The 13,862-nt window shown below is 46.6% G+C and carries 11 protein-coding genes; 3 read left to right on the top strand and 8 right to left on the bottom strand.

Going from position 1 to position 13,862, the window contains the following annotated elements; all coding sequences use genetic code 11:
* Positions 1 to 75 precede the first annotated feature (75 nt).
* The 6 genes from pepN to FXV75_RS07380 all read right to left on the bottom strand — a co-directional run bounded on the left by pepN (position 76) and on the right by FXV75_RS07380 (position 6,723).
* Positions 76 to 2,709, bottom strand: a complete 2,634-nt coding sequence (gene pepN, locus FXV75_RS07405; protein ID WP_148832082.1) for an aminopeptidase N — start codon at positions 2,707 to 2,709, stop codon at positions 76 to 78.
* 12 nt (positions 2,710 to 2,721) lie between these two features.
* Complete coding sequence (locus tag FXV75_RS07400) at positions 2,722 to 3,546, bottom strand: DUF2797 domain-containing protein (RefSeq protein ID WP_148832079.1); 825 nt, start codon at positions 3,544 to 3,546, stop codon at positions 2,722 to 2,724.
* Positions 3,546 to 3,827: a YeaC family protein gene (locus FXV75_RS07395; protein WP_148832077.1), complete on the bottom strand. Its 282-nt coding sequence runs from the start codon at positions 3,825 to 3,827 to the stop codon at positions 3,546 to 3,548. The genes FXV75_RS07400 and FXV75_RS07395 overlap by 1 nt, the downstream gene beginning before the upstream one ends.
* A gap of 31 nt (positions 3,828 to 3,858) precedes the next feature.
* Positions 3,859 to 4,749, bottom strand: coding sequence for a rhomboid family intramembrane serine protease (locus tag FXV75_RS07390; protein WP_148832074.1), 891 nt, complete (start codon positions 4,747 to 4,749; stop codon positions 3,859 to 3,861).
* Between the two features lie 30 nt (positions 4,750 to 4,779).
* Complete coding sequence (locus tag FXV75_RS07385; RefSeq protein WP_148832071.1) at positions 4,780 to 5,661, bottom strand: NAD(+) kinase; 882 nt, start codon at positions 5,659 to 5,661, stop codon at positions 4,780 to 4,782.
* A gap of 129 nt (positions 5,662 to 5,790) precedes the next feature.
* Positions 5,791 to 6,723 carry a 1-aminocyclopropane-1-carboxylate deaminase/D-cysteine desulfhydrase gene (locus FXV75_RS07380; RefSeq protein ID WP_148832069.1) on the bottom strand — a complete coding sequence of 311 codons (933 nt, stop codon included), beginning with the start codon at positions 6,721 to 6,723 and terminating at the stop codon, positions 5,791 to 5,793.
* Between the two features lie 183 nt (positions 6,724 to 6,906).
* Here FXV75_RS07380 and FXV75_RS07375 point away from each other — a divergent pair, with 183 nt between their 5' ends.
* From FXV75_RS07375 to FXV75_RS07365, 3 genes are all read left to right on the top strand, one after another.
* Positions 6,907 to 9,981, top strand: coding sequence for an FAD-binding and (Fe-S)-binding domain-containing protein (locus tag FXV75_RS07375; protein WP_148832067.1), 3,075 nt, complete (start codon positions 6,907 to 6,909; stop codon positions 9,979 to 9,981).
* A 41-nt stretch (positions 9,982 to 10,022) separates the two neighbouring features.
* Positions 10,023 to 10,763 carry a spermidine synthase gene (locus tag FXV75_RS07370; protein ID WP_148832064.1) on the top strand — a complete coding sequence of 247 codons (741 nt, stop codon included), beginning with the start codon at positions 10,023 to 10,025 and terminating at the stop codon, positions 10,761 to 10,763.
* A gap of 163 nt (positions 10,764 to 10,926) precedes the next feature.
* The gene (locus FXV75_RS07365) at positions 10,927 to 11,973 is read left to right on the top strand and encodes an extracellular solute-binding protein (RefSeq protein WP_148832061.1); all 1,047 of its coding nucleotides are present in this window, start codon (positions 10,927 to 10,929) and stop codon (positions 11,971 to 11,973) included.
* Positions 11,974 to 12,048: 75 nt separating this feature from the next.
* On the opposite strand, the gene FXV75_RS07360 is transcribed toward FXV75_RS07365, so the two are convergent.
* Positions 12,049 to 13,143, bottom strand: a complete 1,095-nt coding sequence (locus FXV75_RS07360) for an alpha-hydroxy acid oxidase (RefSeq protein WP_148832059.1) — start codon at positions 13,141 to 13,143, stop codon at positions 12,049 to 12,051.
* The gene (locus FXV75_RS07355) at positions 13,144 to 13,827 is read right to left on the bottom strand and encodes a Fe2+-dependent dioxygenase (RefSeq protein WP_148832056.1); all 684 of its coding nucleotides are present in this window, start codon (positions 13,825 to 13,827) and stop codon (positions 13,144 to 13,146) included.
* Positions 13,828 to 13,862: the final 35 nt, after the last annotated feature.

Raw genomic sequence — 13,862 nt, 5'->3', positions numbered from 1 at the left:
ATCAAAAGCCAAGCCTATTTCACGCTATGATGCGACACAAAAAGGCTTGGCAAAGGCGGGCTATGTAGCGTTTATTTACACCAAACTTTTCGAAATGACTTCATATACGTCCTTGGATAAATCTTCCGCCAAGATACGTTCTAACTCGCCTTTCATTTGCTCGCCCAACAACGGCTGAAGTTTTTTCCAACGCGTTAATGGCGTACAGAGTCTTGACGCAATCTGCGGATTACGTTTGTTTAGCAAAATAATTTGATCTGCTAAGAAACGATAGCCACTGCCATCTTCTTTGTGGAATCCAGACACGCTTTGACCAAAACCACCCAACACGGAACGCACTTTATTGGGGTTTTTAAGGTCGAATGCGGGATGGGACATCAAGCTTTTTACGGTGTCTAATGCATTGTCTTGATCCTGACTGGCGCTCAGCATCAACCACTTATTAACCACCAGCGGCTCATCTTTCCATTGCTCATAAAATGCCGCAAGCATAGCGGGCGCCGCAGCCAGTTGCGCACTCACTGCCATTCCTAAGGCAGCAAATTGATCCGTCATGTTATCGGCAGACTCAAATTGGTGTGACACGGCAAGTTGAGCCCGCTCACTTTTTGTTTCTACCCAATAAGAAAGCGCAATATTCTTCAATGAGCGGTGTGCAATGTGCTCGGCGGTAGGCTGATAATCGCCCTTTATACTATGGAGATGATAAGTACGTTCAAATTCGGCCGATAAAGTATTCGCTAGCTGGCGTTTCAAATACTCCCGTGCTTGCTTGATCTGTGCAGGATAAATGGGGTTAGCCAACTCAGACAAGTATGCTTGGCTAGGCAGGGAAAGAATCAAGCCCACCATCGCCGGATCCAGCGTGTCATCGTGTAACAAGGTACTAAAACCTTGCGCCAGTTGCGAGTCGACTTCAAGCGGCTTACCGTCAATCGCCTGACTCATTAAAGTGGTTAGCTCATTGACCGCCAATTGCTGTGCAGCGCTCCAACGATTGAAACCATCGCTGTCAGTCGACATTAACAACAGCAAATCGGCTGAAGAGTAGTCGTAACGCAATTTAACCGGAGCGGAAAAACCACGTAATAACGACGGCACAGGCTGGCAACTTAACCCGGTAAACTCGATAGTTTGCTCGGCCTGTGTCAAATGCAATACATGCTCGTCAGCTTGGAGGTTTTCTACCACCGATGATAATGGTATTCCCTGCTCGTCTAGTAGCCCTACGCGAACCGGAATGTGCAGAGGCAATTTAGTGGGTTGGCCAGGTGTTGCTGGCGTTTCTTGCTTCATGGTTAAGCGATAAGTACCCGTTGCCGAGTCAAATTCGTCAGTCACCGTGACAATCGGTGTTCCTGCTTGCGAATACCAGCGCTTGAACTGGGTTAGATCCACTCCGGATGCCTCTTGCATTGCGGCGACAAAATCGTCGCAGGTAACCGCCTGCCCATCGTGTCGATCAAAATACAAATCCGACCCTGCGCGGAATTTTTCCTCACCTAATAAGGTGTGAATCATGCGGACAATTTCCGAACCTTTTTCATACACAGTTAACGTATAAAAATTAGAAATTTCAATAAAAGACGCGGGGCGAACAGGGTGTGCCATGGGGCCGGCGTCTTCAGCAAATTGGGCGGTCTTTAAAAAAGACACATCTTCAACGCGTTTGACGGTGGCAGAATGCATGTCGGCTGAAAACGTCTGATCACGAAACACAGTGAAGCCTTCTTTTAGGCTTAATTGAAACCAATCTCGACAGGTCACGCGATTGCCCGACCAGTTGTGGAAGTATTCGTGGGCAACAATGGCCTCAACTCGTAAGTAACTGTCGTCGGTCGTCGTTTCTGGGCTGGCCAATAGACAAGACGAATTGAAAATATTTAGGCCTTTGTTTTCCATTGCGCCCATGTTGAAATCGTCGACAGCAACGATCATAAAGATATCTAAATCGTATTCGCGTCCATAGGCTTCTTCGTCCCAACGCATAGAGCGTTTAAGCGCTTCCATCGCGTAATCGACTTTGTCAATGTTGTGAGATTCAGTAAAAATTTGCAAAGCAACATCGCGATTGCTTTGTGTAGTAAAAACATCTTTTTTAACCGCTAAGTCCCCTGCTACCAAGGCAAATAAATACGCTGGCTTTGGGAAAGGGTCGTGCCAAACAACGACCGTTTTGCCTTCGTCGGTTTTTCCACGTTCTACTTCGTTACCATTAGAGAGCATGACAGGGTAGCGAGATTCATCTGCAATAATTGTCGTGGTAAAGACCGACATGACGTCAGGGCGATCCAAATAATACGTAATGTGGCGAAAGCCTTCGGCTTCACACTGTGTGCAAAACATCGAAGAAGAACGGTACAAACCTTCAAGCCGTGTATTGTTTTGGGGCTCAATCAGGGTTTCACACGTTAAGACGAATTCGTCCGCTGTGGCAGTAATAATGAGCTTATTTTCGCTTATACGATATTCTTCGGGTGGCAAGGCATAGTCGTCCATAGCCACACCAATGAGCTTAACGTCTTCACCGCCGTCTAGTATGAGTGGCGCGGTCGATTTCCCCGATGCTGGGTTGCGACGCATATGCAAACGGGACGTAACAATCGTCGTTGCTTCGTCCAGATCGAATGTCAATTCTGTTTTGTCGATTAAAAAAGGCGGTACCGTGTAATCTTTTAAATAAATCGCCGAAGGTTGACTCTCTTTCATGTGTGCTCGCTCCTAAAAGGTCAGTGTCGCTTGGTAACCGGTGTACTTACGAATATTGATCACGCCGGTATCGAGTAGCCAATATTGGCCTTTTATGCCCATTAAGGTGCCCTCTATTAAAGGCGTTTTTTCGGCGTTTAAGCTGGCTATTTTTGTAGGGTATTCTATAACAGGGTAAATGAACGCATGCGTTTCATTTTCATCTGATAAATCGGTGATTGATTGCAAACCAAATTCACGTTGCAATGAATCTAAGCCTTCATATAACTGTCCGATTAATCGTTCTTGTTCATATTCAAGGTCCATCGGCATGATGTTACCTCTCAGCATGTTTCGCCAATTGGTTTTGTCCGCAACAAGGGTTTTAAACAGGGTCTCAACCAGCCCCGACATGCGGCGATTTTGTACCCGAAATAGCGCACGAGCTTGGGTCGCCCCTTGGTCAATCCAACGGGTTGGTAATTGATCTCCCCGTGTTATGCCGACTTTTAAAGCAGAAGAGTTCGCCAAATAGACGTAATGGCTTTGCATACAGTATTGTTCTGCCCATTCAGGTTCACGGCATGTGCCTAAGTGAAAGTGGCACTTTTCAGGGCTCATAATACACACGTCACATGCAGCTAACTTACGGAAACAGTTGTAACAGAAGCCTTGGCTAAACGATTTTTTAGTGACTTTTTTACAATGCGTGCAGTGGATGGTGCCATCAATGTTTAAAGCAATTTTTTTTGACAAAAGATCATTTACCGCAACTCGCTGGCCACCTAAGTCAAGATAATAAGAAACCTGCTTATCCATCACTTCGGTGGACATTTTTTTTAAGTTACCATGTAACATTAAGACTGTCCCTCAGAACTGTCGCCTACCCATTTAATCGTTTCTTCTTCTTTTTTGGCTTCTTTACCGCCGATGTTTTTATGCCCCGTTGTGTCAATGTAGCCGACACGGTCTTTTTCGTCTTTGTTGGCGTAATCGTACGTAATAATGGCCTGTAAGCACAATTCAGTTTGATCAGGGGTTAAACGTACGCCATTTGGCCATTTACCCAGCTCTACCGCTTGTTTTAATTTGACATAAACTTCCGGTGACATGTTGTCGATCATTTCTTTAAAGTTCATTACTGTTTCTCTCTTCAATAGATCTGTTGATTCACTGCGGATGCGTATTTCTTGCAATCAACCTCGTTAGTAACCCATACACCACCGCAAGAGTGATGCCGGATAACAAGCCAATAGTATGCGCCGTGTTGGCGATCCCCCCTAACCCCAGCATCTCAGGCAAAGGCGTATATCCAACAGCCAGCCAGACCATAAAAAACGCCATCAATTGTTGGCTGATCAAGGTTGGCCAATGTTTATCTAATAAAGGAAGTAACCAAGCAAAGCCGATTAACCCATACACGACGCCCGACAAGCCTCCAAACAATGGATAGCCGCTAATGTAGTACTGTAAAACGTTACTGAGCACGGCAATAATAACGACACCTAGGCTCCAGACAAATGAGCCTAATATGCGCTCTAATTTGCCGCCAATATCCCATATCCACAAGGTATTAAACACAATATGAAGCACACTAAAGTGCAACAAAGCCGGCGAAAAAAAACGCCAGTATTCGTGTTTATCAACGACTTGTGACAAGGTGAAAAAGTAAATTTGCCCATTTCTAATTTCGAGCGGACTTATTGAGAAATACCCAACGGAGTTCAAATCACCGCCTAGTTGCGTCAATAGCGCCACCAAGACGGTTAACACCAAAACGATAGAGGTGACAGGGGCCGATCTTACTTGAGAGAGCAAACCTCGCTCACCAGAATGAAGCGAGGTAGCCACAGGCTCAAAATGGGCTTTTTGTACTAAAATCGGGTCTTGCTGCCATAACTCAAACAAAGATTTAACGGTGGGAAGTTGCTGAGGATCCATTATCCAAAGTTCGTTATGAGCCTTATTTAACACAATTTGGTGTGCAATTTTGTGGCGCCACAAAGCCTCGGTTAACCCTTTTGGGTCTTCTGCTTGTTGAAACTGATAAACAAAATACATAGAGCCCTGAAAGTACCCTTTTTTAAAAGATTAAGGTCGATAACTGGATTGCCAGCCTAATTTATCACGACAGACATTATAAAAATCATGGTTTTTGGGATGGATAAGGCGAATGTTACCGGCTTTTTTGGTGATGTGGATTTCATCGCCTGGCGCCGCGGTAATATTAAGCTGGCCATCACAGCTGACGCTCGGATACGTCAAGTTTGACTCACTGACGACGATTCGTATGCGCGCATTCGCATCAATCACGATGGGGCGATTACTTAGGGTATGAGGGTGCATCGGAACCAAAACCAAGGCGTCAAGTTTAGGCAACATGATAGGACCACCAGCCGACAAAGCATAGGCGGTTGAACCGGTTGGTGTTGCAACGATCAAACCATCGGATTTTTGGTTCATCACAAATTGATCGTCGATGAACAAATCAAAGCGAATCATTCTGGCCGACTTCCCCGGGTGAAGCACCAGATCATTCAAAGCAATACCTTCTCCACTTGGTCGATTTTGACGCTTGATTTTTGCTTCGATCATAAAGCGCTTTTCTTCGTGATATTCGCCACGAAGAATAGGGTCTAACTCTTCTTTAAGGTTATGAGGCGATACGTCGGTCAAAAAACCAAGCGTGCCTCGGTTAATGCCAAGAACAGGAATATCATAATGACAAATGGCCCTAGCAGCGCCTAAAAAACTGCCATCCCCACCCACTACCATGACCATATCACAGTGATCGCCAAGCGCTTTGAGCGGCGCAGATGCGACTTTTATACCCGGCATCATCGCCGCAAGTTCACCTTCCAACACCGGCGCTACGTTTTCATCTTGGAGATACTCCATCAATTTCTTAACCGTATCAAGAATTTGAGGCTTATCTAACCGAGCAATAATACCAACACGTCTAAAAAGACTCATGTGTCACTCTCTTTTCGTTTATCGATGCCAACAAACCACCCCACGAAAGTATACAAAACAGTCATCATTAAAACAGTGGGGGTTTGCCTGAGTTGCGCCACTTTAACATGAAGGTGCGCATTTTCGCTATCACGTTGAACCCTCAAAGGGATTGTCACTTTTTGAAAACCCCCGCCATCCCTGTAAACCGCCGGTATGAATAAATAAGGTTCGCCGATACGGCCATGTGCCTGCTCTCATAGCAGACATTACCGCAAACATACTTTTGCAGGTATACACGGGGTCAAGTGTGGCATTTGGGTTGATTTTAGCGAAATCGATCATAAAATGTCTCAATGCTTCACTGTGTTTGGCGTAGCCTCCCTGGTGCGCTGTATGGTGAAAAAACAACTTATCCGATAACGTTTTGAGAGGGGATGGCGTTAACAACTGCGCTACCGTCAAAATGGCATTTCGTTGGCTCGGCTCACCTTTTAGCGCGCTGAACACTTGAAGGTCAGGAGCCTGCTCGTAGGCAAGCAAACCGGCGGCGGTTGTACCCGTGCCCGATGACACCACCCACGCATCGAAGTGAGGGTTTTGTTGGTGAATCTGTTGCGCCCAGTCTTGGCATCCTTGAGCCCCCAGCCGCCCGCCTCCCCCTTCTGGAATCCAATACACTGACCGATACATCGCGTTGATTTTTTGAACCACTTCGGCTTCCTCACCTAAGCGATAATCGGCCCTTGACGATGGCCAAAGCTCTACATTCTGATCGACCAAATCATGTAAAGTTGGGGTCAATTTAGGCTGTAATTCACCACGCACCACGGCCACAGCACTGAATGGCTGTGTACAGAGCGTGGCGGCAAAAGCGTGCAAATGATTGGAAAACGGGCCACCCCAAGTCGCAATAACCCTTGCCTCTTGCTGCGAAGCCGCTTGTAAATGATATTGGAGCTTATGCCATTTATTGCCTGGCGCACGTGGGTGCTCAAGATCGCCGCGATACAAGGTTAATTCATAGGGGCGATCACGAGACTGGCAAGGTGCTGGTAGCACAAGAGATTGAAACAGAGACACAAAGCCCCTCCCAAAAAACAGTATTTAAATCACTACAATAACACAGCGAAGAAGCTGTATCGGCGCGCTCTACCCTTTAAACACGGCACGCATTTAAATCGGCTGAATTATTCGATTTTTAACCATGCCGCCATGGCGGTTTTTTGTTAAAGTCGGTGCATTCATCCTATGTGGAGATGGAATATGATTCCAATACTTTCTGAAGTCTCGCCTGTTCAGGCAAAATACCTCTCTTTCATCGAGCGATTGAGAGCCTCTGGTTTTTCTGGGGAAACCAACCCCGACTATGCGAACCGTGTGGTTTCATCCACTGACAACTCTATCTATCAGGTTTTGCCTCAAGGTGTTATTTATCCTAAAACCGTAGCTGATATACAGTGCCTTGTGACACTGTCTAACACCGACGATTTTAACGATATCGTTTTTAGCCCCAGAGGCGGTGGTACTGGTACTAATGGCCAGTCTTTAACCGATGGTTTGGTAGTCGATCTATCCAAACACATGAATCGAATTCTTGAAATCAATGTCAAAGAAGGGTGGGCTCGAGTAGAAGCGGGTGTTGTCAAGGACCAACTCAACGCAGCCATCAAGCCACATGGGCTGTTTTTCGCCCCTGAATTATCGACCAGCAATCGGGCCACCATTGGCGGCATGATCAACACAGACGCCAGTGGTCAAGGCTCTGTTATGTACGGCAAAACCCGTGACCATGTGTTGTCTCTCAAAACGGTTTTATTGGACGGAGAAATTCTCCATTCTGCGCCTATCGACGATGAAACCCTCAGAGACATTCAAAGCGGCAGTGATTATTCCGCTTTCGCTCATCGCGTCGTTGACGGTATTCAAAAAAATAAAGCACAAGAAATTAAAGATACCTTTCCAGCCTTAAACCGCTGCTTAACCGGTTACGATTTGGCGCACATTCGTACCGAAGAAGGTCAGTTCAACATGAACTCCGTGTTGTGTGGTTCAGAAGGCACGCTGGGCTTTATCGTGGAGGCCAAAGTCAACTTATTGCCCATACCAACCTATGCCGCTTTGGTGAATATCCGTTACGACAGCTTTGAAGGCTCACTTCGTCACGCACGCGAGTTGTTGGCGGCAAAACCGACATCGATTGAAACAGTCGACTCAACAGTACTTGGGCTCGCAAAAGGCGACATTATTTGGGATTCTGTTGCTGAGTTTTTCCCTGAAACAGCAGGCGAAGATATTCAAGGCATTAATTTAGTCGAATACACCGGCGATAACGAGCAAATGGTTACCCATAAAATCAAACAGCTGACAAAACACCTTGATGAGCTTGCTCATCAAAAAGGCAGCAGCATGCTGGGATATACCCTGGCCATGGGCCATGAAAGGGTCGAGAAAATTTGGGGGATGCGTAAAAAATCCGTAGGCTTGCTCGGCAATGCAAAAGGTGACAAACGCCCAATTCCCTTTGTTGAAGACACGGCCGTACCACCTGAAAACCTAGCCGATTTCATTATGGAATTTCGTGCGGTTTTAGACAGTTATAACGTGCAATACGGCATGTTTGGTCATGTGGACGCAGGGGTCTTGCACGTTCGCCCCGCATTGGATTTAAAAGACGAAACTCAAGAGCCCATGATCCGAGCGATCACCGACAAAGTCGTTGCTCTCACACAAAAATACAATGGATTGCTCTGGGGTGAACACGGCAAAGGCGTTCGATCTGAATACGCCCCTGCGTTTTTTGGTGCGCTTTATCCTAGCGTTCAGCAAGTAAAGAGCGCATTTGATCCGCGTAACCAGCTAAACCCTGGTAAAATCGCTACGCCGTTTGAATTAGGGGTGAATTTGCTCAAAATTGATGCAGTGCCCTTTCGAGGCCAATTTGATCGACAAATTCCCATCCAGAATCGAGAGCATTTTAAAGAGGGGATGTACTGCAACGGCAATGGTGCATGTCATAATTTTGATCCAAACGATGCCATGTGCCCTTCTTGGAAAGGCACCCGGGATCGGCGCCATACTCCAAAGGGCCGAGCATCTTTAATGCGGGAGTGGCTGCGTGGTATGAGTGAAAAAGGGGTGGATACGGTAAAGGCAAGCCAAGAAGCAAAAGACACGGGGTTTGTCATGAGCTTCATTCCAAGGCTTAAAAATACACTTGCCAAACGTCGGGGCGTATACGACTTCTCCAATGAAGTTCACGAGTCCATGATGGGGTGTTTGGCGTGCAAGTCCTGTGTGGGCCAATGCCCTATTAAAGTAGATGTGCCTGAGTTTAGGGCGAAATTTTTAGAGCTTTATTACAGTCGCTACTTAAGACCCGCAAAAGACTACCTGATCGGCTCACTCGAATTCTTGATGCCTATGATGGCACGGTTTCCGACGCCTTATAATTGGCTCGTCAGCCGTCGCTGGGTCAATCACTTTAGTCGTAACTATGTCGGCTTGACTGACAACCCATCACTGAGCGCACTCAATTTGAAAAAAGAAATGTCGCGCCGTGGTATTCGTTTAGCGACCCCGCTCGCTATCGAGTCACTCAGCCCAAAAGACAGATCGCGCGCGGTTATTGTCGTGCAAGATGCGTTTACCAGTTACTTTGACACTGAATTAGTGCTCGATACTATGGAAACCCTCAGCCGGCTGGGCTTTCAAGCGTATCTAGCCCCCTACCTGCCAAATGGCAAACCTTTGCATGTGCATGGTTTCATGAAAGCCTTTCATAGGACTGCCCGTAAAAATTTAGACATGCTGCAAAGCCTGTCGTTTTATGGTTTACCTTTTATTGGTATCGAGCCTTCCATGACGCTAACCTATCGTTCTGAATACGCTAAAACCTTTGGCGACAGCCGACAAGTGCCAGAGATCCTGCTTATGCAAGAATGGCTGATTAAAAAATCAGACCACCTTATCAAACAGCCATTAATGTGCGAAAACAGTACCTATCATCTGATGACTCACTGCACTGAAAAAACCAATGCCGCCGCGTCCATTCAAGACTGGCAAAAAGTATATGGTATATTAGGGTTGACGCTAATGGTTGAAACTGTGGGTTGCTGCGGCATGGCGGGGACCTATGGGCATGAAACCGCTAATCAAGAGACCTCTAAAACTGTCTACGATGCATCTTGGAAAGACAAAGTGACAGCACCCGCATTGCTGGGTAAGTTGGTAGCAACAGGGTATTCGTGTCGCAGTCAGGCTAAACGTTTCGACGATGCCAACCTCCCTCACCCGATACAAACGCTACTGAAACACTTGAGAGACGCAAACACGCCATAAACATCACTGTTTTGTTAGCTTGATCACACAATAGGACTCCCATGAACCACCAAAATTTATTGCACGACAGCGCCGATGATCTTGGCCCCATTCGGGTCTTCGATGACGGCCAATACCGTATATTATCCTTTGCAGAAGGGGATGAGCAAAGCCGTATTCGACTGTCAACACCTCATGTATTACAGCATGAATACACCCAGGCCATGATGCTACCCCTCTTATTTTGTGAACCAAAACGCGTCTGCATCTTAGGCCTTGGTGGTGGCGCCCTCCTTCATGCGTTACATCATAGTGTGCCGGCCATTCATTTGACCGCCGTCGAACTGCGCCAAGACGTTATGGACGCCGCGGACATGCATTTTAAACTGCCTAGAGGAAAGCGGATTACCTTAGAAGTCGCCAATGCCATTGATTATGTGGCTGAGGGGTTACCCAAAAAAGTCGATTTACTGATGACGGATCTTTATAACACCAACGGAATGGATAGATCGGTCTTGCAAGCGAGCTTTATAAAAAATTGCGCTGACAATATTAAAGAAGATGGGTGGCTGGCTTTAAATTGCTGGGTCGATGATAAATACAATCAAGAACTTACGAATATTATTAAAATTTACTTTAATGACGTCAGAGCACTCGATACCGGCAGTGGTAATTGGGTCATTATCGCCGGTAAACGCATGAACCATGATACAGCCAAAGCACTCAAAGCCAGCGCCCAAAAACTGAATGACATTTTAGGCTTTCAACTGACTAAATGGCTGTCACGATTGTCTATGATTTAACCGTGACTGTGTGTGCTTTGTTTGACATTGAACGCAGCCTTTAGGCTTTTTCATCCATGAAAACACAAAATGCTCTGCGTTAAAGAAAATGATTTTCATTTAGAATAAAACTATATAGTATTCATTATTATTATCATAAAGAGACCCTATAGTGACTTTTCACATGCCATCATACACTCAAACCACACGCTTGATTATCCCCGTTTTAAGCACCACGTTACTCGCTTTAACCCCCGCGACTTCCAGTGCTAGCGGTGAGGTTAATGTCTACTCAGCACGAAAGGAAGCCCTTATTGCACCGGCATTGGATGCATTCGCAAGACAATATCGAGTGAATGTCAACCTAGTTACCGGTGACGCTGACCAGCTACTCAACCGCCTAAAAGCCGAAGGGGATGCCAGCCCTGCGGATATTTTCATTACCGTTGATGCAGGTCGGCTTTTCAGAGCAAAAGAAGCCGGCGTATTGCGCACCGTTCAAACCGATGAGCTAGACAAAGCCGTACCTTCGCACCTTCGTGACCCTGATGGCTACTGGTATGGATTATCTCAAAGGGCAAGAATCATTTTTTATAACCGTGTTAAAGTGGACGCCTCGGAACTGTCCACGTATGAGGACTTATCCGCCGCCAAATGGAAAGGCAGATTATGCACACGCTCTTCTTCTAATATTTATAATCAGTCGCTCGTAGCGTCCATGATCGCTGCAAAAGGAGAAGCAAACACTCTGGCGTGGATACAAGGGTTTGTCAGCAACTTATCCCGCCCACCATTTGGTGGGGATACTGATTTGTTAAAGGCCGTGTCCGTGGGGGTGTGCGATGTCACTCTTGCCAACTCCTATTACTATGGGCGCTTGGGCCAGAGTGACTTAGCCGATGAGCGGGCGATCTACGATCAGGTGGCTCTCTTTTGGCCCAACCAATCGATCGGTGAACGTGGCGCCCACGTTAATGTCAGCGGCATTGCCATGACGGCCTCCGCGTCGAATACCCGTAACGCTAGGCGCCTAATAGAGTTTCTCACAAGTGAACAAAGCCAAACTTGGTATGCGCAAGCTAACACCGAATACCCAGTTCTTGAGAGTGTGGCTTTCCCCAACAGTTTGGCGCCTTTTGGTGCGTTTAAAGCCGACACCTTACCTTTGAAGTCACTTGGAGAAAATAACCGACTAGCCGTCGAATTAATGAACAAAGGCGGCTGGAAATAACCCTTTTCCCTTTTACCTAGGGCAAACATGCTGATGTCAATTCATTCAACCGTTTGCCCAGGCTTTGCTAATGCCTCAGTGTGGGTAATATAGTGAAGCGGTTGTAATATCTTGAACTCTGGCCGTCCCTGCAAGCGCCATGGTGACTTCCAGCTCTTCTCGGAGAATGCGCAACATATGCGCAACCCCAACCGCGCCGGCTACCGCTAACGCATAGAGCTGGGGCCGACCAATTAAAACCGCATTTGCACCCAATGCAAGGGCTTTAAACACATCGGTGCCACGCTGGATGCCACCATCCATTAAGACAACAAAATCGTTTCCTACTTGTTCACGAATGGCTGGCAATACATCAATCGCACTTGGTACACAATCCAAGGTTCGCCCACCGTGATTAGAAATAACCACCCCTTTTGCGCCAATGGCTTTTGCTTTTAATGCATCACTGGGGTGCAAAATACCCTTTATAATAACGGGCAATGACGTCTGTTGAATCAGCCAAGTAATGTCTTCCCAGGTGGGAGCTTCACTCATCATACCTTGAAAGACAATGCTTTGATCTGGCGTAAAGGCCTTGGAAGGCAGCGGAGGGCGATCAGTCAGGTTGACCGCTTCTACACCCTCTGGAAGAACAAATCCTGCCCGTTGCGCACGATTTCGAATACCATGAATGGCTGAGTCAACCGTTACCACAAGCGCTGAATACCCCGCTTTCTCTGCGCGACGAACCAGCGCTATATTAAACGTACGGTCTATCTGCCAATATAACTGAAACCATTTTGGGCTCGTTATTTTTTTGCTGATGGATTCAAGCGAACGGCTCGATAGCGTACTGGTCATCATGCCTACTTCCAACGCACTTGCCGCTTCTGCCGTCGCCCATTCACCTTGTTCGTGGGCCATTGTTTGAAAGGCAACGGGGGCCAACATCATTGGGGTTCGCCAAGTCGCCCCCAACACAGTGGTTGATGTGGTTCCATGCGTAACATCATTTAGCACTCGCGGCCAAATAGCCAACTTATCGAAGGCGTCACGGTTGCGCTGCATCGTAAATTCGTCGCCACCACCGCCATACACATACTCAAAAATAGGATGGGGTAAGCATTTTTTAGCTAAACGCTGATAATCCGCCACACACAGGGCATCGTTTGGAATGGTTAATTTTGTCATTTAGGTATCCACATTCAAGCGTATTAAACGGTGATACAAAGCACTCAAATTCACCACATCAGGGTTCTCAATGCCAGAACCCGTCCCTAATGATTGAATGCTCTGATCAAGGTCGTAAAGAATGTCACGCAACTCATGGTCACGAATCATACTTTCAACCCAAAAAAAACTGGCAACGCGCTGACCTTTTGTTACGGGTGTGACTTGATGCAAACTTGTCGAAGAGTAAAGCACAAGGTCCCCTGCTGACAACTTAACGCGATGCTCCCCATAATGGTCTTTCACACAGAGCTCCCCCCCTTCGTATTCTTCAGGATCATTGAGGAACAAGGTTGCCGATAAATCCGTTCTTAGTCTAACCGGCGTGTCGGGGATGATTCTAATGGCATTATCCACATGCCAACCGTAATAGCCGCCATTTTGATAGCGATTAAACATAGGAGGGAAAATTTTTAGCGGTAACGCCGCTGAAACGAATTGGGGAGAGTTAGCCAAAGCTTGGAGTATGTGGTCACCCAACTGTTGGGTGATTTTATCCTTAGGGTCCAGTTGTTCATTCTGCTTTACAGATAGAGCTTGCTGCCCTGCACTTTGTGCGCCATCAAGCCAGTTTAAATTGGCAAAATATTGTCTATATTGCTTAATCTCATGGCCAGACAATACATTGCGAAGCGTAATCAACATGACGTTCCTTAATTCTTTAATTCATTCTTTAACCA

This window comes from Marinomonas sp. IMCC 4694, from assembly GCF_008122525.1.
Classification (GTDB): Bacteria; Pseudomonadota; Gammaproteobacteria; order Pseudomonadales; family Marinomonadaceae; genus Marinomonas.
Note: the sequence above shows the minus strand (reverse complement) of the source record. Positions and strands in the feature narration are given on the sequence as shown.

What these genes read in the sequence shown, in the direction of transcription:
- pepN (WP_148832082.1), bottom strand. Translation starts at nt 2,709, where the DNA reads ATGAAAGAGAGTCAACCTTCGGCGATTTATTTAAAAGATTACACGGTA.
- FXV75_RS07400 (WP_148832079.1), bottom strand. Translation starts at nt 3,546, where the DNA reads ATGTTACATGGTAACTTAAAAAAAATGTCCACCGAAGTGATGGATAAG.
- FXV75_RS07395 (WP_148832077.1), bottom strand. Translation starts at nt 3,827, where the DNA reads ATGAACTTTAAAGAAATGATCGACAACATGTCACCGGAAGTTTATGTC.
- FXV75_RS07390 (WP_148832074.1), bottom strand. Translation starts at nt 4,749, where the DNA reads ATGTATTTTGTTTATCAGTTTCAACAAGCAGAAGACCCAAAAGGGTTA.
- FXV75_RS07385 (WP_148832071.1), bottom strand. Translation starts at nt 5,661, where the DNA reads ATGAGTCTTTTTAGACGTGTTGGTATTATTGCTCGGTTAGATAAGCCT.
- FXV75_RS07375 (WP_148832067.1), top strand. Translation starts at nt 6,907, where the DNA reads ATGATTCCAATACTTTCTGAAGTCTCGCCTGTTCAGGCAAAATACCTC.
- FXV75_RS07370 (WP_148832064.1), top strand. Translation starts at nt 10,023, where the DNA reads ATGAACCACCAAAATTTATTGCACGACAGCGCCGATGATCTTGGCCCC.
- FXV75_RS07365 (WP_148832061.1), top strand. Translation starts at nt 10,927, where the DNA reads ATGCCATCATACACTCAAACCACACGCTTGATTATCCCCGTTTTAAGC.
- FXV75_RS07360 (WP_148832059.1), bottom strand. Translation starts at nt 13,143, where the DNA reads ATGACAAAATTAACCATTCCAAACGATGCCCTGTGTGTGGCGGATTAT.
- FXV75_RS07355 (WP_148832056.1), bottom strand. Translation starts at nt 13,827, where the DNA reads ATGTTGATTACGCTTCGCAATGTATTGTCTGGCCATGAGATTAAGCAA.